Below are 24335 nucleotides of genomic sequence, written 5' to 3'. Positions count from 1 at the left end.
TTGAAAGCCGTCTGCCGAGACACTCGTTTAGTAGCTACGATCCCGGCGAACGAGGCGAGGCCGGTAACCGTCGATCGGGAAAGGCGAAGTAGGTTACGCTGAAGCGCGCCGGCGGACGCTGCGGGGTAAACTCACGCTAGCAGGCCGCTGAGACTCAGCGGCCTGCGGAGGTCTTCCGTAGCAGGCTAGCGGCGGAGGACGACGACGGTGGCGCCCCAGCTTCCCCGCTCCGCGGGGGCGTCGAAGAAGCGCAGCACCCGCGGATGTCCTGTCAGGAGGCGCTGCACGACGGCGCGCTGCACGCCCTTGCCCTTGCCGTGGATGAGCCGCACCTCGGCGAAGCCGCGCTTCACCGCCTCCTCCAGGTAGACCTCGACGACGGAGGGGATGTCACGGGGGGCGAAGGTGTGCAGATCGAGGGCGTCCTCGATCGGAACGGCCACGGGCTCCTGGTCGGGAGTCACGCTCCCGACTGGGCCCGGCAGGCTCAGTAGGAGGCAGCGCGGGCGAAGAAGGCCGCATCCACCAGCGCGACCCCCTGGGCCCGGGCCGCCTCCGCCACCTTGACCGCGGTGACGCGGCGAACGAAGGGCACGGCGATGGCCTCGACCCGCGCCAGCACGTCAGGCGTGCACGGCACGCCCGTTCCGGGAAGCGTCGAGATCGCCTCGGTCACGCGGCCGCGCCCTCGGGCCCGACGGGCCGCGGCAGATCCACCGGGGGACGCCGCGTGTGCCAGTCCGTCGCGCGCTGATAGGCGTCGGCCACGCGCAGCACCGTCGCCTCGTCGAAGGGGCGTCCGACGATCTGCAGGCCCACGGGCAGCCCAGCCACCGTGAACCCGCACGGGATCGAGGCCACGGGGTGTCCCGTCAGGTTGAACGGGCGCGTGAAGCGGATGAGGCTCGCGCGCACCGGCAGCGTCTCGTGCTCCACCATCACCTCGGTCTGCCCGACGGCCGTGGCGACGATGGGCGTGGTGGCGCAGACCAGCACATCCGCCTTCGCGAGAGCGCCATCCACCTCGCCGCGGATCAGCGCGCGCACCCGCTGGCCCCTGAGGTACTCGGCGCCGGAGACGAAGGCCCCCACGCGCAGTCGCTGGCGGACATCCTCGCCATAGTCCCCGGGCCGCGCCTTGAGCCATGCCTCGTGGTAGGAGAAGGCCTCCGGGGCGAGGACGGCGTGGGAAACGGCCGGCGCATAGCCGGCCGTCTCGAGATTGACCTCGTGGGTGGTGGCGCCGAGCCCCTCGAGCAGCTTCACCGCCTCCTCCACCGCCTGGCGGAGCGCCAACCCCGTGGACTCGAGGAAGAACGACCGCAGCACGCCGATGCGGAGCCCCTTGACCTGGCCGGTGAGCGCCGCCGTGTAGTCGGGCACCGGCAGCACGCTCGTGGTGGGATCGCGCGGATCATAGCCCGCCATGGCCCCGAGCATCAGGGCACAGTCGGCGGCGCTGCGGCACATGGGCCCCACGTGGTCGAGGGACCAGGCCAGCGGCAGCACCCCCGCCCGACTCACCCGCCCGTATGTCGGCTTGATCCCGCTGATCCCGCAGAGCGCCGAGGGAATGCGGATGGAGCCGCCCGTGTCCGAGCCGAGCGCGCCCGCGCAGAGCCCCGCCACGACGGCGGCGCCCGAGCCCGACGACGAGCCCCCGCAGATGCGATGGGTATTGTGGTCCCAGGGGTTCCACGGATTGCCGTAATGCGGGTTGAGCCCCTCCGGGCCATAGGCGAACTCGTGCATGTTGAGCTTGCCGAGGGCGATCGCCCCTGCCGCGGCGAGACGCGACACCGCCGTGGCATCCGCGTCGGGTACCCACTCGGCCAGGATGCGGGAGCCGCCCGTGGTCTTGACGCCTTTCGTACAGTAGAGGTCCTTGAATGCCACGGGCACGCCGTGAAGCCGCCCCAGCGGCTCCCCGGCCATCACGGCTGCCTCGGCGGCCTTCGCGCGCTCGAGAGCCGCATCCGCCATCACCGTGAGGTAGGCCTTGAGCTTGCCGTCCAGCGCGGCGATGCGATCGAGATGGGCCTGGATCACCTCGACGGGTGAGATCTCCCTGGCGGCGATGGCGCGGGCCAGCTCCGTCGCGGGCTTCCACACGAGGTCGCTCACGCGGGTCTCCTCAGAGGATTCGGTACTGGGAGGCGGGTTCGAGGTCGCGCAGCGCCTCCAGGGGAAGCGCATCCATCAGGGCGCGGGCGCTCTGGACGAGGGGGAGCAATCCCGCCAGCTCCTCGTCGGTGAGATCGAGCCCCAGCGACCGGGCGACAGCGCGGATGGCGTCGAGCGTGAGAGGTTCCATGGGCGCAGGATAGCGGCTCGCCGTGCCATTGACAAGCCAGCTCGGCGGATCTCGCGGCCAGCGGCAGCGCCCGGTGCCGGGGGCGGGGCGCCGCTCCGCCCCTGGCACCGGAGCCGGATGGACTAGCCCTTCTCCAAGACGTAGAGGTGCTGGAGCATGTCCACGTAGATGTTGCCGTCCACGACGAACTCGCCGGCCTTGTTCTTCTCGAGGCCTCCGACCCACGGCTTCTTGGCCGCGTAGCGCACCACCCAGGCCACAGGGATGTAGCCGGCATCGTTTTGCATGATCGCCTCGGCCTTCTTGTAGTGCTCGAGCCGCTTCTTGGGGTCCCGGGTGTCGCGCCCGGCTTCCAGCTCCTTGTCGAAGGCGTCGTTCACCCAGGCCTGGCGCCTGCCCGTGGTCTTCTTGCCATAGAAGGTGTCGAAGTACTCATTGTGCGGGTCCGGGTAGTCCATGAACCAGCGGATCCAGACGAACTGCAGGTCCTGCTTCCAGAGCCGTTCGCGGAAGACCCGCGGCTCCAGCACCTCGAGGTCGGTCTTCATGTTGAGACTGTCCAGGAGTACGGCCTGGACGGCCTCGGCCAGGGGCTTGGAGCCGAGCCCCTCGTCGCGCATGCTGAGCGTGATCTTCGGCCAGTTCTTCCCGCCCTCGAAGGGTGTGCCCTTGAGCATGTCCAGCGCGGCCTTCTTGTCGTAGCGCTGGATGGCCTTGATCTTCGGGTCGTCGATAGCGCCGGGGAAACCCGGCGGGATCATGGACCAGGCCGGGATGGCCAGCCCCTGGCTCACCTTCACGACGTTCTCCCTGTCGATGGCATGGGCCACGGCCTTCCTGACCTTGAGGTTGTCGAAGGGGGGCTTCGTCACCTGGGGGAGGAGATACCAGGTGCCGGGGAACGGGTAGCGGAAGACGTCCCTGGACGACCGCGGGTCGCCCTGGAGCTTCTTCAGGTCCCCGGCCTGGAGCGCCGTCATGTCCAGCTCGTTGTTCTCGTAGGGAAGGGACCCCGACGCCACAGGGATGATCGGGACGACCACCCGGGAGAGATGGACGTTCTTGGCGCCGTAGTAGTAGGGGTTCTTCTTGAGCACGAACTGCTTGTTGTGCTCCCAGGACTCCAGCGTGAAGGCGCCGTTGGTGACGATGTTGGCTGCCTCCGTCCACTTGTCCCCGTGCTTCTCCACGGCACCCCGGTGCGCGGGAAGTGCCGCGAGATAGGCCGCGAGCACTGGGAAGTAGCCGCGAGGCCCCTCGAGCGTCACCTCGAGCGTCCAGTCGTCCTTGGCCTTGACGCCCACCTGGCCAGCGTCCGTGACCTGCTTCTTGTTGAAGGCCTCGCCGTTCTTGATGTCGTAGAGAAACGATGCATACGGGGCCGCCGTCGCCGGGTTGAGCTGGCGCTTGAAGGACCACTCGAAGTCGCGGGCGGTCACCGGGGAATTGTCCGACCACCGCGTGTCCTTCCGGACGGTGAAGGTCCACATCGAGCCGTCCTTGTTGCTCTGGACCTTGATGGCCATCCAGGGCTCCGCCACGAAATCGGCGTTGAAGACCATGAGGCCCGCGAAGAGCGCGACGTGCCCCTGGCAGTACAGATCCTTGTTGAAGTCGTGGCTCGCCGGGTCGTTCTGGTACCAGCTCCCGCCGCCGTAGCGGAAGGTCTGGTCCTTGGCGAGCTTCTCGCCGGGACCCGGCCTGCTCGGCTTGGCCGCGCGGGCCTCGGTGGCGAAGCCGAGTCCGCCGAAGGCCGCCATGGCCCCAACCACCTTGAGAAAGTCGCGGCGCCCGAGGCCGATGGCCTCGAGCCGCCTCTGGAACAGCGCCAGCTGCTCGCCGGGAATGTGCATGGGTAGCCTCCTCTGGAGACTTATTGCATCTTGGGGTCCAGCGCGTCGCGGACCCCGTCGCCGAAGAACGTGAACGAGAGCATGGTGACCGCGATGGCGATGGACGGGAACACGCAGAGGTGCCAGAAGGAGCGGAGGAACTGCTGGTTCTCCCCGACCATCTGCCCCCAGGAGGGCGTCGGGGGGTTGATCCCCACGCCGATGAAGGACAGCGCCGCCTCGGTGAAGATCGCCTCCGGAATGCCGAAGGTGATCGAGACCACGATGGGGGTGAGCGCGCCAGGCAGCACGTGGCGCGTCATCACCCGCCAGAACCCCGCGCCCAGCGCGCGGGCCCCTTCCACGAACTCCTTCTCCTTGAGGGACAGCACCTGCGCCCGCGTCTGGCGGGCGATCCCGACCCAGCCCGTGAGCCCGAGCGCGATGAAGATGTTCATGAGCCCCGCGCCGAGCATGGACATGACGAGGATGACGAACAGGAGCCGCGGGAAGGCGTACATGACGTCCACGAAGCGCGTGAGCAGGAGGTCGGTCCGGCCGCCGAGGTAGCCGGAGATGGCGCCGATGGGCACGCCGATGAGCACCACGATGACCTGGGCGCCGAGACCCACCAGCATCGACACCCGCGCGCCGTAGATCATCCGCGAGAGCACGTCGCGCCCCAGCTGATCCGTGCCGAGCGGGAAGTCGCGGGACGGGAACTCGTAGAGCCGGCCGAAGTTCGGCTTCGTGTAGGAGTGCGGGGCGATCGCGTTCGCGAAGACGGCGAGGAGGCAGAGCAGGACCACGGTGATGCCGCCGGCCACCGCCAGCTTGTTCCGCAGGAGGCGCCGCCACGCGTCCCGCCAGAGGCTCGACCCACGGCTTTTCGCGCGCGGCCACGCGAGCGCGCCCGCCGGCGCCGGCCGCCCCGGCGCCTGAAGCCTCCTATCGGGCGCAGGCGTGGAGAGCGTCATGACCCCGGCGCCCCGCGAATCCAGGGCCGCACCCCCCTTCGGCGTGCGGGCGGCCCGCCCGGGCTCGCCGTTCCGGTCCGCGGCGGGGAGGCGTTCCGCGTTCGAGCGCGGGCTTCGCCCGCGCAACGATCGGGGGGAGGCATCGGAGGGGGGCAGGGCCCCCCTCCGAAACTAGTATCGAATGCGCGGGTCGAGCGCGCCATAGAGGAGGTCCACCACCAGGTTCATCAGGGCCAGGAACCCGCCGTAGATGAGGACCACTGCCATGATCATCGGGTAGTCCCGCCCCGTCATCGACAGGACGAAGAAGCGCCCCATCCCCGGCACCCGGAAGATGGACTCCACGAAGAAGGAGCCCGTCCCCACGGCGGCGAACATCGGCCCGAGGAGCGTCACCACCGGAATCAGCGCGTTCTTCAGGACGTGGCGGAGGATCACGGGACGCTCGGCAAGCCCCTTGGCCCGGGCGGTCCGCACGTAGTCGGAGCGGATCACCTCGATCATGCTCGAGCGGGTGAAGCGCGCGATGATTCCGAGGGGCGCCAGCGCCAGCGTGACCGTCGGGAGCACCCACTCGCGCGGCGAGCCCCACCCGCCGGTCGGGAAGAGCGGGATGACGAAGGAGAAGAGCACGATGAAGAAGACGGCCAGCACGAAGTTCGGGATGCTCACGCCCACCGCGGCCACACTCACCGACACGTAGTCCCACGAGCGGTTCTGGTACACGGCCGCCAGGATCCCGAGCGTGACGCCCCCCACGACCGCCAGCGCCAGCGCCATGCTCCCCAGGAGGAGCGACACGGGGAAGGTCTCGGCCATGATCTCGGCGACGGTGCGGGTCTTGTACACGAAGGACTGCCCGAAATCCCCCTGCACCGCCTTCGCGAGGAAGATTCCGAACTGCGCGTGGAGCGGCCGGTCGAGGCCGTAGGCCTGGGCCAGGTTCTTCTGCGCCTCCGGTGAGAGCGGGTTCGCACCCTCGGCGACAGGGTCGAGCGGGCTTCCCGGCGTAGCGTGCATCACCAGGAAGGTCACGACGGCCATGGCGAGGAGGGTCGGAACCAGCCACAGGAGGCGATAGAGGATGTACCGGAGCACCCACCCTCCCTTGATCCGGCCCGCCGGCGGCTCGGGTGCCCGCAATATTCCCCAAAGTCCCGGCGAAGTCAAGCCGGCCGGCCCCTGCGCGGGCGGTGGTATCCTGGGCGTCGCATGACCACCGTCGCCCTCACGCTCCTTCCGGAGCGCCGCACCCTCCAGGTCTCCCACGGCGCCACCATCCTCGCCGCCGCGCAGGCGGCGGGCGTGGACATCACGGCCACCTGCGGCGGGCGCGGCCGCTGCACCTCGTGCCGGGTCAAGTTCGTCTCGGGGGCGGTTCCGCCACCCACGGTGATGGACGAGCTGCAGCTCGGCGACGCCCTCGTCCGGGAGGGCTACCGCCTCTCGTGCCAGTGCCGCGTGATGGAGCCGGTGGCAGTCCTCGTCGCCCCCCCGCTGGACGAGCGGAGCTTCCAGATCCTCGGCGCACAGTCGCCGGCCGAGGCGCTGGCGCGGGTCGAGATTGGCGCCGGGATCCACAAGGAGGTCGTGACGGTGCGCCTCCCGAAAGAGGAGCATCACCAGACCTCCGACCTGGAGGAGCTGCTCCTCGTGGTCGGGCGGACGCCTGACGACGTCTCGCCCGCGCTCCTCCAGGCGCTGCCCCGGGCGCTCCGCCAGCAGCAGGGCGAGGTCACGGTCACCACCTTCGGCTCCCGGGTGCTGGCGGTGGAGCCGGGCGACACCCGGCTCCTCAAGTTCGGCCTCGCCATCGACATCGGGACCACCAGCGTCGTCACGACGCTCATGGAGCTCGAGTCCGGTGAGGAGCTCGGCTCCGTCTCGAGCCTCAACCCCCAGGCGGTGTTCGGCGCCGATCTCATGTCCCGCATCGCCTTCGCGCAGCTCGACCCGGGCAACCTGCGCAAGCTCCGGACGCGGATCGTCGGCCTCCTCAACCAGCACATCGAGCGGGTCGCGGCGGACTCGGGCGTGCTGCCGAAGTGGATCTACAAGATCGTGGTCGTCGGCAACACCTGCATGCACCACCTCCTCCTCGGCATCGACCCTTCCCACGTGGGGCTCGCCCCCTACGCCCCGGTGATGCGCCACCCGCTGGTCCTGCCCGCGCGCGAGCTCTTCCTCAAGGTCAACCCCGAGGCGCGCGTCTGCCTGCTCCCCCTGGTGGCAGGCTTCGTGGGGGCCGACGCGGTGGGCGTCGCACTGGCCACGCGGATCGCCGAGACACCCGAGACGCGCATCGCCGTGGACATCGGCACCAACGGCGAGGTGCTGCTGGGCTCGCGCGACCGGCTCTGGGCCTGCTCGGCCCCGGCGGGCCCCGCGCTGGAGGGCGCGCAGCTCCGCCACGGGATGCGCGGGGCGCTGGGCGCCATCGATCGGGTCTGGCTCGAGGACGGCGACCTGCGCCTCCACACCATCGGGGACGCCCCCGCCCAGGGGATCTGCGGCTCCGGCGTCATCGACGCCATCGCGGCGCTGCTGGAGGCCGACATCCTCGACTGGAGCGGCCTCATCGCCGTGGAGGAGCGCGACCGGCTGCCCGCGCCGCTCCGCGCGCGCGTCTCGGTACGGGGAGAGGAGCGGGTGGTGACGCTGGCGCGCGCTGGCGAGGGCGGCGCCGCCCGCGAGATCCTCCTCACCCAGGACGACGTCCGCCAGGTCCAGCTCTGCAAGGGCGCCATCGCCTCGGGCGCGGCCATGCTGCAGCGCATCGCCGGCATCGCCCCCGATCAGGTGAGCGAGCTGATGCTGGCCGGCGGCTTCGGCAACTACCTCTCCATCCGGAGCGCCCTCCGCATCGGGCTCATCCCGCAGATGCCGGAGCCCCGCATCCGGTACGTGGGCAACGCGGCGGCGCTCGGCGCCCAGCTGGCCCTCATGTCCGAGACCGAGCGGGCGCGCGCCGAGACCATCGCCCGAAGGATCGAGCACGTCTCGCTGGCGGCCCACCCCGACTTCCAGGACGTGTTCGTCGACTGCATGAACTTCCCCCGGCCATGACGCCTCCCGCTCTCGAGCTGCCCGCAGGCCTCGCGGGCGCGGCCGCCGGGCCGCGCACCCACGCCATCGACGCGCGCTGGCTCATGGCCTACGCCGCCGCGCTCGGCGACATCGGCCCCGAGTATCTCGACACGCTCCGCCCCGACGGCATCGTCGCCCACCCGCTCTTCCCCGTCTGCTACGAGTGGCCCCTGGCGGTGGAGGTGCGGGCCGTGGCCGCGCTGCCGGAGGAGATCGCGGTGCGGGGCGTGCATGCCACCCATGACCTGCGGATCCATCGCCCCGTCCGTGCCGGAGACCGGCTGAGCACGCAGGCGCACGTCGCCCGGCTGGAATCGCGCCGCCCCGGCGCCTACGTGGTCACCCGCTTCGAGACAGTCGATGCCGAGGGCCAGCCGGTCACCACCACGGACTACGGCTCGCTCTACCTCGGCGTGGGCTGCCCGGGCGCGCCGGCAGCAGCTCTGCCAGACCCGCCGCCGGCTCTGGCCGCCGCGCGATCGCCCGCCTGGACGGCCACCGTGCCCATCGCCGCCAACCTCGCCCACGTCTACACCGAGTGCGCGCGCATCTGGAACCCGATCCACACCGACCGCGCCGTGGCGAGAGCCGCCGGGCTCCCGGCCATCATCCTGCACGGCACGGCGACGCTGGCCCTGGCGGTCTCGCAGGTGCTGCGCCGCGAGCGGCGGGGGCCAGCCGCGGGCGTGCGTCGCATCCTCTGCCGCTTCGGCGCCATGGTGGAGATGCCCTCGGTCATCACCGTCGAGGGGCTGGGGGCCACGGCCACCGGCGAGGGCCGGTGGGTGGCCTTCCGCGCCCTGACGGCGGAGGGGCGCCCAGCGGTGCGCGACGGCCGCCTGCTCGTGGACGAGTAGTGGGATGACGGCAGCGTGAGAGGGCTCGTCGCCGCGGCCGCCGCGCTCCTCCTCTCGGGCTGCGCAGGGTCGGCGAGCAAGCCGCTGGCCGCGGCCGCTCTCAACGGCGACACGGCCACGGTCCAGGCCCTCCTCGCCGAGGGAGCGCCCGTCAACGGGCGCGGGCCCATCGGCACCACCCCCTTGATGCTCGCCGCGCAGCGGGGCCACACGGAGGCGGCGCGCGCGCTCCTCGACGCCAGGGCCGATGTCAACGCCCGCCGCGCCAAGCCCGAAGAGGGACGCACTGCCCTCATCGACGCCGCGTGGGGTGGGCACACGGAGATCGTGCGCCTGCTGCTCGCCCGGGGTGCCGACGCGAACGCGCGCGCCGAGAGCGGCGCCACGGCCCTCACGGGCTCCGCCGTGCAGGGCCATGGCGCCATCGTGGATCTCCTTCTCGCGAAGGGCGCCGATCCGAACCTGAAGGCAGACGACGGCCGCACCCCGCTCATGGAAGCGGCCAAGGAAGGGCGCGCGGCGATCGTGGAGAGGCTGCTGCGGAAGGGCGCCGACGTGAATGCGATCAACGCGGCCGGGGTGACCGCCCTGATGCTCGCCGCCTTCGGCGGTCACGCCGACGCGGTCAGGCTCCTGCTGGCCAGCGGCGCCGACGTCAATCTGCGCTCGCGCGCCGGTGCCACCGCCCTCAATGCCGCCACGACCAAGGGCCACGCGGGAATTGCCGAGCTCCTCCGCTTCGTGGGCGCCAGGGAGTGAGCGCTACTTGGCGACGTTGAAGCGGAAGTGGCAGACTTCGCCGTCGCGGACCATGTACTCCTTTCCTTCCAGCTTGAACTGGCCGCGCTCCCGCACCAGCGCCATCGAACCCTCCGCGGCGACCAGCTCGTCGTAGCCCACCACCTCGGCGCGGATGAAGCCGCGGGCGATGTCCGAGTGGATGACCCCGGCGGCCTCTTGCGCCCGCGTCCCCCGAGGCACCGACCAGGCGCGCACCTCGTCTTCCCCGACTGTGAAGAAGGAGATGAGGCCCAGCAACGCGTAGCAGTCGGTGAGCACGCGCTTGATCGCCGGCACCGCGAGCCCCAGGTCCGCCAGGAACGCCGCCTGCTCCTCGCCGGCGAGCTGCGCCACCTCGGCCTCGATGACCGCCGAGACCCAGCCGACGCGCGTGTGGGGACGGTGGGCGAGATCCTCCAGCCCGAAGCTCGGGACGAGCGTCGCCCCGCGGCCGATCTCCTTCTCGGTCAGGTTCAGACAGTGGAGGATGGGCTTCTGCGACAGGAAGGTGAAGCCGCGAATCGCCCTGGCCTCGTCCTCCAAGAGCTCCAGCGCGCGGATCGGCGTCTCGGCCTCCAGCGCCGGCTTGAGCCTGAGCAGGATCGCCTGCTCCTTCACGTCTGCGTCGGTCCGCTTCTTCTTGATCGCGGCCTCGAGCCGCTCGAGCCGCCGCTCGATCACCTCGAGGTCGGCCAGGAGCAGCTCTGTCTCGAGGTCGATGATGTCCGAGCGCGGCGAGGGCGCGCTTCCCGTCGCGTCCGGGAAGGCGCGCACGACGTGCAGCAGGGCGTCCGCGTTCCTGAACTCCTTGGCGTCGAGCCCCTGCCGCTCCCCCTTCGTGATGCCGGCCAGGTCCACCACCTCGAACGTCGCGAAGGTCGTCTTCTTCGGCTTGAAGAGCTCCGAGAGACGCTCCACCCGCACGTCCGGCACCCGGGCCACGCCGACGTGCAGCTCCCCGCGCGAGGCGCCGAAGGCGGACGTTGGCGCGTGCAGCCCCGTGAGCAGGTTGAAGAGCGAGGTCTTGCCGCTCCGGGGAAGCCCGATGAGGCCGATCTTCATGAGGCCCTCATGCTACCATGGCAGCCGCCATGGCCGTGACGCCCACACGCCCCTAGCCGCGCTCCCGTGGCCCATCTCCGACCGCTCGATGCGAGGGGCGCCCTCGTCGCACTCCTCCTGGCCGCCCTCTGGGGCGGCAACCCGGTGGCCGTGAAGATCGGGCTCGCCGGAGCCCCTCCGCTCCGGCTCGCGTGGATGCGCTTCGTCCTGGGCGGGCTCTGCATCCTCGCCTACGCGCGGTACACCCGCCGGCAGGGCGTGCTGACCGTGAAGCGCGGAGAGTGGAGCGTGCTTGGGTCGCTGGGGCTCCTCTTCACCGTCCAGATCGGGCTCATGAACATCGGGATCAACCTGACGACGGCCGCACACGCCTCCGTCCTCTTGAACTCCTACGCGATCCACACGGTGGTGCTGGCCCACTTCTTCATCCCGGGGGACCGCATGACGCCGGCCAAGCTCGGCGGCGTCGCCATGGCCTACGGGGGAATCGTGCTCCTTTTCACCCGCGACTTCTCCTTCCAGAGCGGCACGCTGCTCGGTGACCTCGTGGTCGCAGCCAGCGCGCTCCTGCTCGGCGAGCGCACCGTGTACATGGCGCGCGCCGTGCAACGGTTCGACCCGGTCAAGCTCCTCCTCGGCCAGTCGGCCATCGGGAGCGCCTGCTTCTTCCTGGCAAGCCACTGGTGGGAGGCGGCCTTCCCCACGCACTACACCGTCTCGCTGGCTGCCTCGCTCTTCTACCAGGGGGTGATCGTGGCCGGCTTCAACTTCGTCGTCAACACCTGGCAGCTCGAGGTCTACCGCCCGAGCGCGCTGGCCGCCTGCGCCCTCACTTCCCCGATCTGGGGCGTGTTGCTCTCCGCCGCTATCGCGGGCGACCCCCTCACCCCCACCCTCCTCCTCTCCTCTCTCATGGTAGCGGCGGGAATCGGCCTGGCCACCCGGAGATGATCGCGTGACGCCCCGCCGGTGGCCGCAACCCTCTCGCCCACGGCCAACATGCCGCCAGGCATGTTGGACATGGCGATGCGGCGGGGATCGGCCTGGCCACGCGGAGATGACCGCGTGACGCCCCGCCGGTGGCCGCGACCCTCTCGCCCACGGCCAACATGCCGCCAGGCATGTTGGACCTGACAATGCGGCGGGAATCGGCCTGGCCACCCGGAGATGATCGCGTGACGCCGTTCTGTCGCCGGCCTCCCCTGCTGGCCGTGCTGGCGCTCGCCCTCTCGGCGACGCTGGCTCCCCTGGCGCCCGCGTGGGCGCAACCCGGCCTACCCGCCACCTCGCTCGAGGCGCTGGCTGCCTCGCTCTACGGCCAGGTCGCCGCGCTCAGGGGCATGCCCAACCCGGGGCCGCCGCCGCCCGTCGTCATCCGCTCCCGCGAGGAGAGCCGGCGCTTCATCGAGGAGGAGCTGGACCGACGCTACGCGCCGCTCCGCCTGGAGGCGGAGCGCAAGGCCCTGGTGGCCTGGGGGCTCATCCCGGCGGACTACGACCTGCGCCGACTCTTCCTCGACCTCATGGAGGAGCAGGTGTCGGCCTACTACGACCCGCGCGCGAAGGTCATGGTGCTCGGCGACTGGCTCGCTCCCGCGCAGCAGCAGGTGGCGCTCCTGCACGAGCTGGTTCACGCCCTCCAGGACCGCGAGATCTCGCTGGACCGCTTCCTCGCCCCCGTGCCGGGCCAGGGAGATCGCCTCCTGGCCTTGCAGGCGCTCGTCGAGGGGGAGGCCGTGGGCGTCATGCTCGATCTCGTCCTCCGCGCCCAGGGCTCGGACTTCGCCTCCCTTCCCGACATGAGCGCAGTCCGCGGGCTCATTGCCGCCGGCTCCAGGGGCCCCGTGATCCAGAGCGCACCGGCCTTCCTCCGGGACCTGCTCCTGTTCGCCTACGTGGAGGGGCTCGAGTTCATTCACCGGTTCAGGAAGCAGCATCCCTGGCAGGCGATCGGGCGTCTCTATCGCGATCCTCCGCGCTCCACCGCCCAGATCCTGCATCCCGAGAAGCGCCTGACCCGGCGCGAGGACCCCGTCCCCGTGCAGCTTCCCGATCTCACCGCGCTCCTGCCGGACGCGCGTCTGGTCACCGAGGACGAGCTGGGCGAGTTCGGCCTCGGTGCCGTCCTCGGTCTGCACGTCGGCCCCCAGGAGGGGAGCCGCGCGGCGGCGGGCTGGCGGGGCGATCGCTACCGGGTGTGGGAAGACGGCAGCGGCCGCTTCCTCGTGGCCTGGGTCGTAGCCATGGAGAGCAAGGGAGCGGCGGAGGCACTGCGGGCGGCCCTGGCGCGAGTCGTGGAGGGCCGCCACCCGGCCCTGGCCGGCCGGGCCGCGCGCGGCGGTGGCAGTCTCGTGTCGTGGCGCGAGGGCGCGCGCGCCTTCGTCGCGGAGCGCCGGGGCACGCGGACGATCCTGCTCGAGCACATTCCCCGGCCGGCCGCCGACCGGGTCCGCGAGGCGATCTGGCGCGCAAGCGGAGGAGCCGGCACGCAGCGTCCTTGACGCCGCGCAGGACCCCGCGGTAGCGTCGAGCCATGCCGAGCCAGCCGTCGAAAGCGCTGGAGGTGGTGCCGAACCCCCATGCGGAGCGCGACTATGAGGTGGCCGTCGACATCCCCGAGTTCACCTGTCTCTGCCCGAGGACGGGCCAGCCGGACTTCGCGACCATCCGGATCCGCTACATCCCCGACCGGCACCTCGTGGAGCTCAAGTCCCTCAAGCTGTACATCTGGTCGTACCGGAACGAGGGGGCCTTCCACGAGGACGTGACCAACCGGATCCTCGACGACTTCGTGGCCGTCGCCGCCCCGCGCTGGATCGAGGTGGTCGGGGACTTCAGCGTGCGCGGCGGGATCAAGACCGTGGTGCGCGCCACCCACGGTACGCGGCGGGAGCTCTAGCGCCCCCGTACCTTGACGAGCGGCAGCGAGCCCTCCATCTCCCCCTTCATCACCGGGTGCTGGTTGCCTCCCACCGCCCGCGACTTCTGCGTGACCTGCTGCTCCAGGTACTCGTACAGCTCCTGCAGCGACACGATCCCGTCCCGGTTGAGATCGGCGGCACCCGTGAGCCCCAAGACGAGGTAGTAGGTGAAGAGACCATGCCCCAGCTCTGGCAGCTCGATGGACACCTCCGTCGGGCGTGACGCCGTGATGATCGCTCGCCCCTTCGAGCGCGTGAGCCGTTCCAGGAAGAGATCGTCCACGTGCCCCGCCCGCGTCTTCCTCGACGAGAAGGTCCGCCCGCCCGCCGCCCCGCTGTAGCAGGCGTCCAGGAACACCACCACGCGCTCCGCCTCGATCCGGCCGAAGATCGTCTGGATATCGTCCATGGCCAGCGCGGTCGAGAAGAGATCGTCCGGGTCCGCATCCGCCGGGATCAGGTACTTCGCCAGCCCGTCCCGCTCCACCCCGCGCTGGTCCACCTCGGGGGCCCCGTGGCCCGCGAAGTAGATCACGACCGTGTCCTGTCTCTTCGCCGATCGGGCCAGGAATGTCCCCAGCGCCCACTTGATGTTCCTGAGCGTCGGCTTGCGCTCCGTCCGGTCCGTCAGCACGAGCACATGCTCCTTCTTGAAGCCGGCCGCGGCGAGGAGCGTCTGGTACATCGCCTCGGCGTCGGACAGGGTGTAGCTCAGCCGTGGGATGCCCTGGCTCTCGTACCGGCCGATCCCGATCACCACCGCCCAGCGTTCCGCGGGCGGGGCGGGCGTCCCCGGCACGGGTACCGCCTCCCCGGCGGGCCTGGGGCGATCGAGGAAGACCGTCCGCACCTCCTGCGTCACGGTCCCGTCCGCCTCGATACCGCTGACGACGATCGCATTGGCGCCGTCGCGGAGGGTCACCGGCGCGGAGACGACCACGGCCCGTGCCGGTGTGCGCTCGGTCTGCTGATGGACCTCGACGCCGTTGACGCTCACCGTGGCCCTGGCCACGCCCTTGCTCGACGTCACCACGGCCGCCACGATGCTCGACTCCTCTCCCACTCGTGCCCGATCCTCCGGATAGCGGAAGGTGATCGTCAGCGGGATCCGCGGCTCGTACTCGATCGTGCGCACTTCCTGGTGGACGCCGCCGCCGGCGTCCGAAGCCGTCACGACCAGCGTGTTGGTGCCCTGACGGAGCCGCAGGGGGAGGTTGACCGGGACCGCCCGTGGGGCACCGGGCTGCTGGAGCCGCGAGACCTCGGTGCCGTTGAGGGTCACGACGACGCTGGTCACCCCATGGCCGCTGGATGCCATGCCGGCCAGCGTGACGGCTTCCTGGGCGGTGGTCGACCGGTGCTCGGGGGACGAGAGCGCGACCGTCAACCCTGCGGGTGGAGCCTTCGGCCCCACCACAGCCGGCGGTCGCGGCGCCGTCGGCCGCTCACCGACGGGCGGGGAACGCTCGAAGACGACGGTGCGCGCCTGCTGCTGAACGGCGCCCCGCCGGTCGGTGGCGGTGATCAGGATCACGTTCCGCCCCTCCTTCAACCGGACAGCAGCGCTGAGCGCCAGATCGGCACCCTCGGGGCCCGGCCTCGTCACCACCGGCACCTCGGTGCCGTTCACCGTGGCGCGTACCTCGCCGCCGCCGGCCCCGCCCCGCACCGCGCCCGTGACCACGAGGTCGGGCGCGGCGACGACGGCGCCGTCGACGGGGCGAGCGAGCACAACGGCCAGGGGAGGCTGCGGCTGCTCGACGGAGACGACCTCGAAGCGGGCCGCCGGCGCACTGACCATCCACTCCGACTTGACGAACTGGCGGACATCGGGAGCGTACCAGAGTTGATGGTAGTGGGTCGTGCTCGCCGAGTACTCGACCTGGAGCTGGATCCGGAAGGCCTGGAACCGTCCCGCGCGGACCTGGACCTCCTCGACGGCCTCGACGCTCCAGGTCAGCTTCGCCGGCAACCCCGACGGATTCGCATCCCACCTCCACCGGACGTCGCTGATGCCGAACTTCCCCACCTCCAGCGGCCAGCGCAGGTTGAAGGGGGGATCGATGGTGAGGTAGTACGGGCCGTTCTCCAGGTGCGCGATTCCGAGATCACGAGTGAGATGCACCTGGCGGGTGGGGCCCTGGGCGAAGATGTAGAGATCGCGGTCGATCCGGACGAGCTCGAAGAGGCCGTCGCTGCGGACCCACTTCTCGCCGAGCGCATAGGTCGGGCGCTCGGCGCGCGGCTTCTGGGCGGGGGCAGAAGACGGCGACGCCAGCAGGCCCACGGTCAGAAGCGCGAGAAGCGACACCTGGCGCGCCCGGCTCATCGCCCGCCGACCTTCACCAGGGGCAGCGCGCCCTCCATCTCGCCCTTCATCACCGGGTGCTGGTTGCCTCCCAGGGCCCGCGACTTCTGGCTCACCTGCTGCTCCACATACTCATAGATCTCCTGCAAGGAGACGATGCCGTCCCGGTTGAAGTCGGCCGCCCCCTGGAGCCCCCGGACCAGGTAGTACGTGAAGAGCCCGTGCCCCAGCTCCGGCACCTCCAGCGACACCTCGGTGGGGCGCGAGGCGGTGACGATGGCCCGTCCCCTGGAGCGTGTCAGCCGCTCCAGGAAGAGGTCGTCCACGTGGGTGGCGCGCGTCTTCTTCGAGGCGAAGGTGCGCCCGCCCGCGGCCCCACTGTAACAGGCGTCCAGGAACACCACCATCCGCTCCGCCTCGATGCGCTGGAACACGGTCTGCATCTCGTCCATGGGCAGGGCCGTGGAGTAGAGGTCGTCCGGCTCCACATCCGACGGGGCCAGGTACTTCGCCAGCCCGTCGCGCTCGAGGCCTCGCGGGTCGACCTCCGGCGCCCCGTGCCCCGCGAAGAAGATCATCACGGTGTCGTCCTTCTTCGCCGAGCGCGTCAGGAAGGTGCCGAGCGCCCACTTGATGTTCCTGAGCGTGGGCTTGCGCTCCGTGTTGTCGGTGAGGAGCAGCACGTGCTCCTTCTTGAACCCGCCCGGCCCGATCAGCACCTGGTAGAGCGCCTCGGCGTCCGGAACCGCGTACTGCAGCGGCGTCACGTCGGGGCTGTCGTACCGCCCCACCCCGATCACGACCGCCCAGCGATCGGGCAGGGACTTCGCCGGAGCCGGAGGCGGCGCGGGTGCGGCCGCGGCCACCTTCGGCTTGTCGTAGACGATCGTCCTGATCTCCTGGCGTACCGTGCCGTCGGCCTCGGCGGCGCGCACCACCACGACATTGGTCCCCTCGCGGAGAGTCACGGGCACCGCCAGGGCCACGGATCTCGGCGTCGCCCGCTCGCTCTGCTGGTGCACCTCCACGCCGTTCAGGAGGACACTGGCCTTCGCCACGCCGCGGCTCGAGGCCACCGTGGCCGCCACGAGGCTGGACGGCTCCGTGACACGCCCCTGGTCCGTCGGGTAGCGGACGTCCACCGTGAGCGGGACCACCTTGTCGTACTGGACCGTGCGCACCTCCTGATGCGCCTGGCCGTCCGGCTCGATGGCCGTGACCACCAGTGTGTTCGGACCTTCCCGGAGGGTGAGAGCCAGGTTCACTGCCAGCGAGGGCTGGGGGCTGGGCGGCTCCTGGCGCGACACCTCCTGTCCGTTCAGCGTGACCAGCACCCGGCTGATCCCCTTCCCGCCCGACGCCAGCGCCGCGAGCGCCACGCTCTGTCGCTCCACCCGCGCCTGATCGCCCGGGGAGGAGACGAGGAGCTGGAGCGGGGGAACGGACGCCGCGGGGGCGGGGGGGGGAGCCGCGGGACGCGGCCGGCCGCCCCGGGGCGGGGGCGGCGCCGATACCACCGCACCCGGCACGGGAGGCATGGGCGCGGCCGCGGCGGGCGGCGCCGGAGTCGTCGCGGCCGGCGGCGGCAACCCCGGCCTGTCATAGAAGAGGGTCCGTGCTTCCTGCTTCGTCGTGCCGCCCGCCTCCACGGCGGTCACCACGAGGACGTTCTTGCCCTCCCTGAGCCTGACGGGGATCCGGAGCGCCAGCTCCTTCGGGGGCGCCCCCTTCTCCTCCTGGCGCGAGAGGTCGGTGCCGTTGAGGGACACGCTGACGGCCGACACGCCCTTGCCCGAGGTCACCTTGCCCGAGACCACGACCTCCTCGGCCGCCACCCTGATCTGGTCCTTCGGGTCGGCCAGGGCCACCGCCAGCGGCGCCGGCATGGCCGGACGGTCGAAGGCGACGACGCGGAAGCTCGGCAAAGGGCCCGGAGGCGATCTCATCGCGACGATCTGCCCGGGGTCAGGCGCGTACCAGCTGTGGATCGTCCCCCACTCCCGGCCGGCCGCGGGCCCCCCGAAGGTGCCGGCCAGCGACATCAAGATCCTGAACGCCGTGACGGTGCCCGCGGGAGTCTTGACTGGCTCGTAGGCCTCGACCCGCCAGAACACGCGGACCTGGGCGCCGACCGGATTGCGCCCCGTGCGCAGCAGCGCCGAGGCGTAGCCTTCCTTGCCCACCTCGAGGGGCCAGGAGATCTTCGGCGCCGGGTCGAGCTCGAAGTCCACGCTGCCGCGGCTGACGACCTTCGTCAGCGCCAGGTCCCGGCTGAGATGCACCTCGCGCCCGCGGTCGGAGGCGAATATGTAGACATCACCCTCGATCCGGATGAGGTCGAAGGCGCCGTCGCTGCGGAGCCACTTGTCCCCGACAGCGTAGCTGGGGCGCTCGGCGCGCTCCTTCTGGGCAGCCGCCGGGCTCGGGCCGAGGGCGACGGCGAGGAGCACCAGCAGCGCAGCGGAAGCTCTTGTCATCTGGGCTCCTCGCGGGTGGAACGCCCGCTCCGGTGCCACCTACGCTACGGGCTCAGGACGCCCCCTGTCAACAAGCGCGGCCGGCCGCGGCCGCCGTCAGGCGGCCAGGGAAAGCACGACCATCCCGGCGAGCATCACGAGCGCGCCCGGCGCGATCTCCCGGACTCGCTGGCGCTCGCCGAAGACCAGCACCCCGATGCCCATGGCGAAGAAGATCTCCACCTGCTTCACCGCCTCCACGTAGGCGGACAGCGTCAGGAGATAGGCCGTTCCCTGGCTCACGGTCGTGAGCGCCGCGAAGAGGCCGTCAAACCTCCTTCGGCCCGGGGAGCACCGCGACCTTGATGGCGTCAGGGGATCGGTGGGCAGCGAAGGCCTCCTGGATGGCCTCGAGCGGGAAGCGGTGGGTGAGGAGGCGCCCTGTCTGGACGGCGCCTGAGGCCAGGAGTCCGATGGCCTCGGGGAACTCGTCCTGGTAGATCATGGACCCGATCAGGCGCAGCTCGCGACGCACCACCCAGAAGAAGTGCACCGACGAGGGCTCGTGCGGGAGACCCGTGAGCACCACGCGCCCGCCGGGTCGCGCCAGCTCCACCGCCTGCTCGACGGCCTCCGGCGTGCCGGCGGTCTCGATCACCAGATCCACACCCTCACGCCCGGACAGCTCGCGCGCCGCCCGCACCGGCGGCCCCGTCTCGGTGGTGGCTGCCGCATCGGCGCCCATGGCCCGTGCCAGCGAGAGCCGTCGCCCGCTCCGCGCCACGGCGAGCACGCGAAGGCCGCGGGACTTCAGCACCTGGACGGCCAGCAGACCGAGCGTGCCCACTCCCAGCACGGCCGCCGTCTCCCCCCCTGCCGCCTCGCCCCGGAGCACCGCGCGGACCACGACGGCGAGCGGCTCGGCCAGCAGCAGCTGATCATCGGCCAGGTCGGCGGGGGCTGGCCAGCACACGCGCGCGGGCAGCCGCACCGCCTCCGCGAAGCCGCCATCGACGTCGATGCCCACGGCGGTGCGCGACAGGCAGAGGTTCCAGTTCCCCTCGAGGCAGAGGGGGCAGGCACCGCAGGAGTAGTTCGGCTGGACGGCCACCTTCTGGCCGGGCGCCACGGCGGTCACGCCAGCGCCCACCGCCGCCACCTCGCCGATGACCTCGTGCCCCATGACGAGCGGGTAGCGCACCGGCCGCTCGCCGCTCCAGATGCGATAGTCCGTGCCGCACAACCCCACCGCGCTCACCCGCACCACGGCCTCTCCGGGCGCCGGGGCCGGCGCGGCCACGGGCTCCACCCGGAGATCCCGCGGGCCGTGCAGCACCGCCGCCCTCACCTCGGGCTTCCCCCGCGGCCCGCCACGTGATGCCGCAGCTCCACCCCCCGCATGGCTCAGCGGTACAGCTCCTCCAGCGCCTCCCGGTACTCCTCCCGGATCACCTTCCGCTTGACCTTGAGCGTGGGGGTGAGCAGGCCATTGTCCACGGTGAAGTCGCCGGGCAGGATCGCGAACTTCTTGATCTTGGCGTAGGACTGCAGCTCCGTGTTCCTCTGCTCCACGATGCGGGACACCCGTTCCACCACCTTGGGATGCTTGACCAGCGCCGCGGGATCGAGGTTCAGGATGCCCTCCGCCTTGGCGAACTTGGCCAGCTCCTCCGCATTGACGGTGATGAGGGCCACCGGATAGGGGCGCCTGTCACCGTGCACCATCACCTGGCTGATGAACGGATCGCCCTTGAGCAGATTCTCGATGTTCTGCGGGGCGATGTTCATGCCTCCCGCAGTGACGATCAGGTCCTTCTTGCGGTCGGTGATGAAGAGATACCCCTCGGGATCGATCTTGCCGATGTCGCCCGTGGCGAACCAGCCGTCGGGCAGGAAGACCTGGGCCGTGGCCTCGGGCTGCTTGAAGTAGCCCTTCGCGATGTTGGAGCCCCGCCCGAGGATCTCGCTGTCGGGCGCGAGCTTGATCTCCACGCCGGGGAGCGCCGGCCCGACCGAGCCGAACTTGTAGTGGTCGAAGCGGTTGAAGGTGAGCGCCGGGCAGGTCTCCGTGAGCCCGTACCCTTCGAGGATCAGGATGCCCGCCGCGTGGAAGAACTCGGCGATCTCGCGCGACAGTGGCGCGCCGCCCGAGACGGCGAAGCGGAGCCGGCCGCCGAGGGCCTCGTGCATCTTGTGGAAGACGAGCTTGTGCGCCAGCCGGCACTTGAAGGCGAGCGCCCCTGGCACCGGCAGGTTGGCTTGCTTGAGTCGGGAGGCCTCCTTGCCGGCCCCGACGGCCCACCAGAAGATCTTCTTCTTCAGCGGCGATCCCCCCTCGGCCTTCGCCAGCACCCCCGCGTACACCTTCTCGAAGACGCGCGGCACGGCGCAGATGAAGTGGGGCTTCACCTCGGGGAGGTTGTCCCGGAGCTTGTCGATGCTCTCGGCGAAGGCCGTGCAGAGCCCCTTGTAGGGGCCGATGAACGACTCCAGCCGACCGAAGGAGTGCGCCAGGGGCAGGAACAGGAGGTGAACATCGCCCTCGGAGGCCACGAGCACCTGCGCCGCCGCGCCGAGCGCCGCCATGTGATTGCCGTGGGTCTGCACCACGCCCTTGGGGGGGCCCGTCGTCCCGGAGGTGTAGACGATGGTCGCCACGTCGTCGGGCCGGGCCTCGGCGACGCGGGTCGCGAGCTCGCCCTTCAGGCGTTCCGCGTTGTCGCGGCCGAGCCGGCGGAGCGCCTCCCAGGTGACGATGAAGGGCGAGGGCTCCTTGCCCTCGTACCCCTGCATGACGATCACCTGCTCGAGCCGGTCCATCTTCCCCCGCACCTCGAGCACCTTGGCGAGCTGCACCGGGTCCTCGACGATGAGCGTCCTGACCTCGGCGTCGTTGACGATGTACTCGACGAGGTCCGGCGGGTAGGTCGGATAGATGGGGATCGTGACGCAGCCGGCGGAGAAGATGGCGAAGTCGGCCTGCACCCACTCGGCGCGGCTCGCCGCCAGGATGCCCACCGCCTCGCCCCGCTTCCGCCCCAGCGCGAGAAGCGCGATGGCAATCTCCCGGGCGGCCTCGCCCGCCTGCCGCCACGTGAGCGTCTCCCACCTCCCGCCCCGCTTGGTCTGCTGGGCGGGGCCGTTGGCGCTCCGCTCCACACGGTCCCAGAACATCGTCGCGAGCGTCTTCTCGGCCATCGGGCGTCCTCCCTCAGATCTGTCTACGGAGCTCCTTGCGAAGGATCTTCCCCACCGGGCTCTTGGGCAGCGACTGCACGAAGCGCACCTGCTTGGGGCACTTGTAGGGCGCGAGCCGCGTCTTGCAGAAGGCCATCACCTCCTCCGCGGTGGCGCGCGTCCCGGCCCTCAGCACCACGAAGGCGAGGACGTCCTCGCCCATGAGCGCATCACGCATCCCGACCACGGCGGCCTCGGCCGTGCGCGGGAAGGCGTAAAGGACCTCCTCCACCTCCCGTGGGTAGATGTTGAAGCCGCCGCGGATGATGAGGTCCTTCTTCCGCTCGACGATGTAGAGGAAGCCGTCGGCGTCGAGACGTCCCATGTCCCCCGTGTGCAGCCACCCGCCGCGGATGGCGCGCGCCGTCTCCTCGGGATTCCGGTAGTAGCCAAGCATCACGTTTGGCCCCATCACGCACACCTCACCCGTCTCCCCGGCGGGCAGGACGCCGTCGTCATCGTCCCGGATGGACACCTGCACGCCGGGAATGGGCTGCCCCACCGAGCCCAGCTTCCGCACGCCCGAGAGCCTGTGGGCCGACACGACGGGCGAGGCCTCCGTGAGACCGTACCCCTCCATGAGCCTGCCCCCGAACTTCCGCTCGAAGGGCTCGACGATCTCCACGGGCAGGGGCGCCGCCCCCGACCCCCAGACGCGCATGGAAGAGGTGTCGTACTGCCCGGCCTCGGGACAGTTCAGGAGGTAGACGAACATGGTTGGCACGCCCGACATGGAGACGGCCCTGAACTCCTGAATGGTCCGCAGCACCTCCTCGGGGTTGAACCAGCGCAGCAGCACGCCGCGCGTCCCCAGGAGATGCCCGGCGTTCATCACCGTGAGGCCATAGGAGTGCGAGAGCGGCAGCACGGCCACCGCCCACTCCTCACGGGGGAGCTCGTGGAGCGCGGCGGCCGAACGCGCGTTTGCGGCGAGATTGCCGTGGGACAGGGCCACACCCTTGGGTGTCCCCGTGGTCCCGGAGGTGTAGAGGATGACGGCGATGTCGTCGTCACGCCTGTCCACGGTGGTGAAGGTGTCGGGCTCGCGGCTGACCTCCTCCGCGAAGGGGCGGGTCCGACCAGTCCCGCCACCGTCCACGACGAGCACGTGCCGGAGCGTCGGCAGCACCCCCAGATGGGCCTCGACCTTCCAGAGCATGTCCGTCGAGGTGATGACCAGCTTCGCCGCCGAGTGGGCCAGGATGTGGCCGACCTCCTCGGCCCCCAGGAGGAAGATCACGGGAACGATCACCGCGCCGAGCCTGAGGATGCCACCGTAGCTCTGGTTGACCTCCGGGCAGTTCGGCAGCATGACCACCACGCGGTCGCCGGCCTCGATACCGAGCCGCCGGAGCGCGTGAGCCACCCGGCACGCCCCTCGGCTCTGCTCGGCGTTGGTGATCTGGCGCCCCTCGAAGGCGAGGGAGACGTACTCGCCATACTTGTCGAGGTTCTCCTCGCCGAGCCGGGCCAGGTTCATGGCAACGAGCTCGGGTCGGTGTCCCGGAGCTGGCGCACGCCGGGGCCCGGAGGTCGGGCACCGGGGGGGCAATCCATGGCGAGCCATCCAGGGTGCGCCCCGGGGGCCCGCCCCCCGGGCGTCGGCGCCTGACGGCAAGAGGAATCCGGCCAACTCATCAGCGGGGGGTCACCCGAAGGGCATCGATTTCGCGACCGGCCAGCTTGAAGAGCCCCTCGACCTCGACGCGGTCGCCGGTCCTCGGGGGCCGTCCCCCCGTCGCCAGGACCCGAATGGAGACCCCGCCGTCGATCAGCGTGAAGCTCCACGCGCCGCCGGCGCCCTCGACCAGCCCCACCGTGCCTGTCACCGTCACGGTACGGTGGTCGTAGCGAACTGGGTTCCCCGCCAGCGCCGAGAGCGACACCGGCTGGGCCGCAGCAGGGCCGGCGGTGGCCACCAGCGCGAGCAGCAACAGCGCACGGAGCCACGTCATGCGCAGGCTCCCCTCGCCGTCTCCAGGCGGGCCCCGGGGCTCGGGTGGGTGCTGAGCCAATCGCTCCACGGCGAGGCCTTGCGCTCACGCTCGAGCCTGGCGAGGAGGGCGAGCAGGGCCCGGCAGCGGCCGGGCTCCGGCAGGCGGCTCAGGAGGTCGAGGGCGAAGCGGTCGGCCGCGAGCTCTTCCTCCCGGTCATAGCCGCGGTACCTGCCCTCGGCTGAGGTCTCGGCCGCCACCTGCATCCCCATGATTCCCAGCACCACGAGCGGCCCGATGATGGGGATGGCCGTGGCCACGGCGCCCCCGGTGGACCCCGTGTCGTCGATCTTCTGCTTCGTCTCACGCTCCGCCACCCGGCGCGCCTTGCGGGCGGCGAAGTGGCCGAGCTCCACATGGCCGATCTCGTGGGCGAGCGCCGCCTGCAGCTCTTCTCGCGGCAGCGTCGCCAGCGCCCCCTCGGTGACCAGCAAGCTGAACTTGCACGTCGGGTGCGGAGCCACGCCCAGGTTGATGGCGCTCACAGGCAGTATGCCCAGCCCCACGCCG

General features: G+C 70.9%; 22 protein-coding genes. 6 read left to right on the top strand and 16 right to left on the bottom strand.

All coding sequences use genetic code 11. The annotated features are described in order from the left end of the window. Positions 1-185: 185 nt before the first annotated feature. The 7 genes from HYV93_23945 to HYV93_23915 all read right to left on the bottom strand — a co-directional run bounded on the left by HYV93_23945 (position 186) and on the right by HYV93_23915 (position 6221). Complete coding sequence (locus HYV93_23945) at positions 186-491, bottom strand: Smr/MutS family protein (GenBank protein MBI2529023.1); 306 nt, start codon at positions 489-491, stop codon at positions 186-188. Continuing rightward, positions 488-676: a hypothetical protein gene (locus HYV93_23940; GenBank protein MBI2529022.1), complete on the bottom strand. Its 189-nt coding sequence runs from the start codon at positions 674-676 to the stop codon at positions 488-490. The genes HYV93_23945 and HYV93_23940 overlap by 4 nt, the downstream gene beginning before the upstream one ends. Beyond that, positions 673-2124, bottom strand: coding sequence for a hypothetical protein (locus HYV93_23935; GenBank protein ID MBI2529021.1), 1452 nt, complete (start codon positions 2122-2124; stop codon positions 673-675). The genes HYV93_23940 and HYV93_23935 overlap by 4 nt, the downstream gene beginning before the upstream one ends. Before the next feature lie 10 nt (positions 2125-2134). Then, positions 2135-2314: a hypothetical protein gene (locus HYV93_23930; GenBank protein ID MBI2529020.1), complete on the bottom strand. Its 180-nt coding sequence runs from the start codon at positions 2312-2314 to the stop codon at positions 2135-2137. Positions 2315-2436: 122 nt separating this feature from the next. Continuing rightward, on the bottom strand, positions 2437-4167 hold the full coding sequence (locus HYV93_23925; protein ID MBI2529019.1) for a peptide ABC transporter substrate-binding protein: 1731 nt from the start codon (positions 4165-4167) through the stop codon (positions 2437-2439). A gap of 20 nt (positions 4168-4187) precedes the next feature. Next, on the bottom strand, positions 4188-5123 hold the full coding sequence (locus HYV93_23920; protein ID MBI2529018.1) for an ABC transporter permease: 936 nt from the start codon (positions 5121-5123) through the stop codon (positions 4188-4190). A gap of 171 nt (positions 5124-5294) precedes the next feature. Next, entirely contained in the window at positions 5295-6221 is a 927-nt protein-coding gene (locus tag HYV93_23915; protein MBI2529017.1) for an ABC transporter permease, read from the bottom strand. 114 nt (positions 6222-6335) lie between these two features. Here HYV93_23915 and HYV93_23910 point away from each other — a divergent pair, with 114 nt between their 5' ends. From HYV93_23910 to HYV93_23900, 3 genes are read left to right on the top strand one after another with little or no spacing between them, the layout of a single operon-like run. Next, on the top strand, positions 6336-8189 hold the full coding sequence (locus tag HYV93_23910; GenBank protein ID MBI2529016.1) for a DUF4445 domain-containing protein: 1854 nt from the start codon (positions 6336-6338) through the stop codon (positions 8187-8189). Continuing rightward, complete coding sequence (locus HYV93_23905) at positions 8186-9067, top strand: MaoC family dehydratase N-terminal domain-containing protein (GenBank protein MBI2529015.1); 882 nt, start codon at positions 8186-8188, stop codon at positions 9065-9067. The genes HYV93_23910 and HYV93_23905 overlap by 4 nt, the downstream gene beginning before the upstream one ends. A 15-nt stretch (positions 9068-9082) precedes the next feature. Next, positions 9083-9826, top strand: coding sequence for an ankyrin repeat domain-containing protein (locus HYV93_23900; GenBank protein ID MBI2529014.1), 744 nt, complete (start codon positions 9083-9085; stop codon positions 9824-9826). Positions 9827-9829: 3 nt separating this feature from the next. On the opposite strand, the gene ychF is transcribed toward HYV93_23900, so the two are convergent. Continuing rightward, positions 9830-10909, bottom strand: coding sequence for a redox-regulated ATPase YchF (ychF, locus tag HYV93_23895; protein ID MBI2529013.1), 1080 nt, complete (start codon positions 10907-10909; stop codon positions 9830-9832). 66 nt (positions 10910-10975) lie between these two features. Between ychF and HYV93_23890 the strand changes: the two genes are divergently transcribed. The 3 genes from HYV93_23890 to queF all read left to right on the top strand — a co-directional run bounded on the left by HYV93_23890 (position 10976) and on the right by queF (position 13808). Next, positions 10976-11860, top strand: coding sequence for a DMT family transporter (locus HYV93_23890; GenBank protein ID MBI2529012.1), 885 nt, complete (start codon positions 10976-10978; stop codon positions 11858-11860). Between the two features lie 224 nt (positions 11861-12084). Then, positions 12085-13410, top strand: coding sequence for a hypothetical protein (locus tag HYV93_23885; protein MBI2529011.1), 1326 nt, complete (start codon positions 12085-12087; stop codon positions 13408-13410). 32 nt (positions 13411-13442) lie between these two features. Then, a complete protein-coding gene (gene queF / locus HYV93_23880; GenBank protein ID MBI2529010.1) occupies positions 13443-13808 on the top strand; it encodes an NADPH-dependent 7-cyano-7-deazaguanine reductase QueF in 366 nt (121 codons plus the stop codon). Here the strand turns inward: queF and HYV93_23875 are convergent. The 8 genes from HYV93_23875 to HYV93_23840 all read right to left on the bottom strand — a co-directional run bounded on the left by HYV93_23875 (position 13805) and on the right by HYV93_23840 (position 24331). Next, a complete protein-coding gene (locus HYV93_23875; GenBank protein ID MBI2529009.1) occupies positions 13805-16159 on the bottom strand; it encodes a caspase family protein in 2355 nt (784 codons plus the stop codon). The two genes, queF and HYV93_23875, sit on opposite strands and share 4 nt — an antisense overlap. Next, positions 16156-18615, bottom strand: a complete 2460-nt coding sequence (locus HYV93_23870) for a caspase family protein (protein ID MBI2529008.1) — start codon at positions 18613-18615, stop codon at positions 16156-16158. The genes HYV93_23875 and HYV93_23870 overlap by 4 nt, the downstream gene beginning before the upstream one ends. Positions 18616-18711: 96 nt before the next feature. Next, the gene (locus tag HYV93_23865) at positions 18712-18897 is read right to left on the bottom strand and encodes a hypothetical protein (protein ID MBI2529007.1); all 186 of its coding nucleotides are present in this window, start codon (positions 18895-18897) and stop codon (positions 18712-18714) included. Positions 18898-18922: 25 nt separating this feature from the next. Further along, positions 18923-19942: an alcohol dehydrogenase catalytic domain-containing protein gene (locus HYV93_23860; protein ID MBI2529006.1), complete on the bottom strand. Its 1020-nt coding sequence runs from the start codon at positions 19940-19942 to the stop codon at positions 18923-18925. Positions 19943-19998: 56 nt separating this feature from the next. Then, the gene (locus HYV93_23855; protein ID MBI2529005.1) at positions 19999-21792 is read right to left on the bottom strand and encodes a long-chain fatty acid--CoA ligase; all 1794 of its coding nucleotides are present in this window, start codon (positions 21790-21792) and stop codon (positions 19999-20001) included. Between the two features lie 13 nt (positions 21793-21805). Further along, complete coding sequence (locus HYV93_23850; GenBank protein ID MBI2529004.1) at positions 21806-23311, bottom strand: long-chain fatty acid--CoA ligase; 1506 nt, start codon at positions 23309-23311, stop codon at positions 21806-21808. 157 nt (positions 23312-23468) lie between these two features. Then, the gene (locus tag HYV93_23845; protein ID MBI2529003.1) at positions 23469-23786 is read right to left on the bottom strand and encodes a hypothetical protein; all 318 of its coding nucleotides are present in this window, start codon (positions 23784-23786) and stop codon (positions 23469-23471) included. Next, entirely contained in the window at positions 23783-24331 is a 549-nt protein-coding gene (locus HYV93_23840; GenBank protein ID MBI2529002.1) for a M48 family metalloprotease, read from the bottom strand. Before HYV93_23840 ends, HYV93_23845 begins: the two co-directional genes overlap by 4 nt. Between the last annotated feature and the right edge of the window lie 4 nt (positions 24332-24335).

The sequence above is a fragment of the Candidatus Rokuibacteriota bacterium genome (assembly GCA_016188005.1).
In the GTDB taxonomy this organism is placed as follows: domain Bacteria; phylum Methylomirabilota; class Methylomirabilia; order Rokubacteriales; family CSP1-6; genus UBA12499.
The sequence above is the reverse complement of the archived record's forward strand: the minus strand, read 5'-3'. Positions and strand labels throughout refer to the sequence as shown.

Coding starts and splice junctions, on each gene's coding strand:
- HYV93_23930 (MBI2529020.1), bottom strand. CDS start 2,314: ATGGAACCTCTCACGCTCGACGCCATCCGCGCTGTCGCCCGGTCGCTG.
- HYV93_23925 (MBI2529019.1), bottom strand. CDS start 4,167: ATGCACATTCCCGGCGAGCAGCTGGCGCTGTTCCAGAGGCGGCTCGAG.
- HYV93_23920 (MBI2529018.1), bottom strand. CDS start 5,123: ATGACGCTCTCCACGCCTGCGCCCGATAGGAGGCTTCAGGCGCCGGGG.
- HYV93_23910 (MBI2529016.1), top strand. CDS start 6,336: ATGACCACCGTCGCCCTCACGCTCCTTCCGGAGCGCCGCACCCTCCAG.
- HYV93_23905 (MBI2529015.1), top strand. CDS start 8,186: ATGACGCCTCCCGCTCTCGAGCTGCCCGCAGGCCTCGCGGGCGCGGCC.
- ychF (MBI2529013.1), bottom strand. CDS start 10,909: ATGAAGATCGGCCTCATCGGGCTTCCCCGGAGCGGCAAGACCTCGCTC.
- queF (MBI2529010.1), top strand. CDS start 13,443: ATGCCGAGCCAGCCGTCGAAAGCGCTGGAGGTGGTGCCGAACCCCCAT.
- HYV93_23875 (MBI2529009.1), bottom strand. CDS start 16,159: ATGAGCCGGGCGCGCCAGGTGTCGCTTCTCGCGCTTCTGACCGTGGGC.
- HYV93_23870 (MBI2529008.1), bottom strand. CDS start 18,615: ATGACAAGAGCTTCCGCTGCGCTGCTGGTGCTCCTCGCCGTCGCCCTC.
- HYV93_23855 (MBI2529005.1), bottom strand. CDS start 21,792: ATGGCCGAGAAGACGCTCGCGACGATGTTCTGGGACCGTGTGGAGCGG.
- HYV93_23850 (MBI2529004.1), bottom strand. CDS start 23,311: ATGAACCTGGCCCGGCTCGGCGAGGAGAACCTCGACAAGTATGGCGAG.
- HYV93_23845 (MBI2529003.1), bottom strand. CDS start 23,786: ATGACGTGGCTCCGTGCGCTGTTGCTGCTCGCGCTGGTGGCCACCGCC.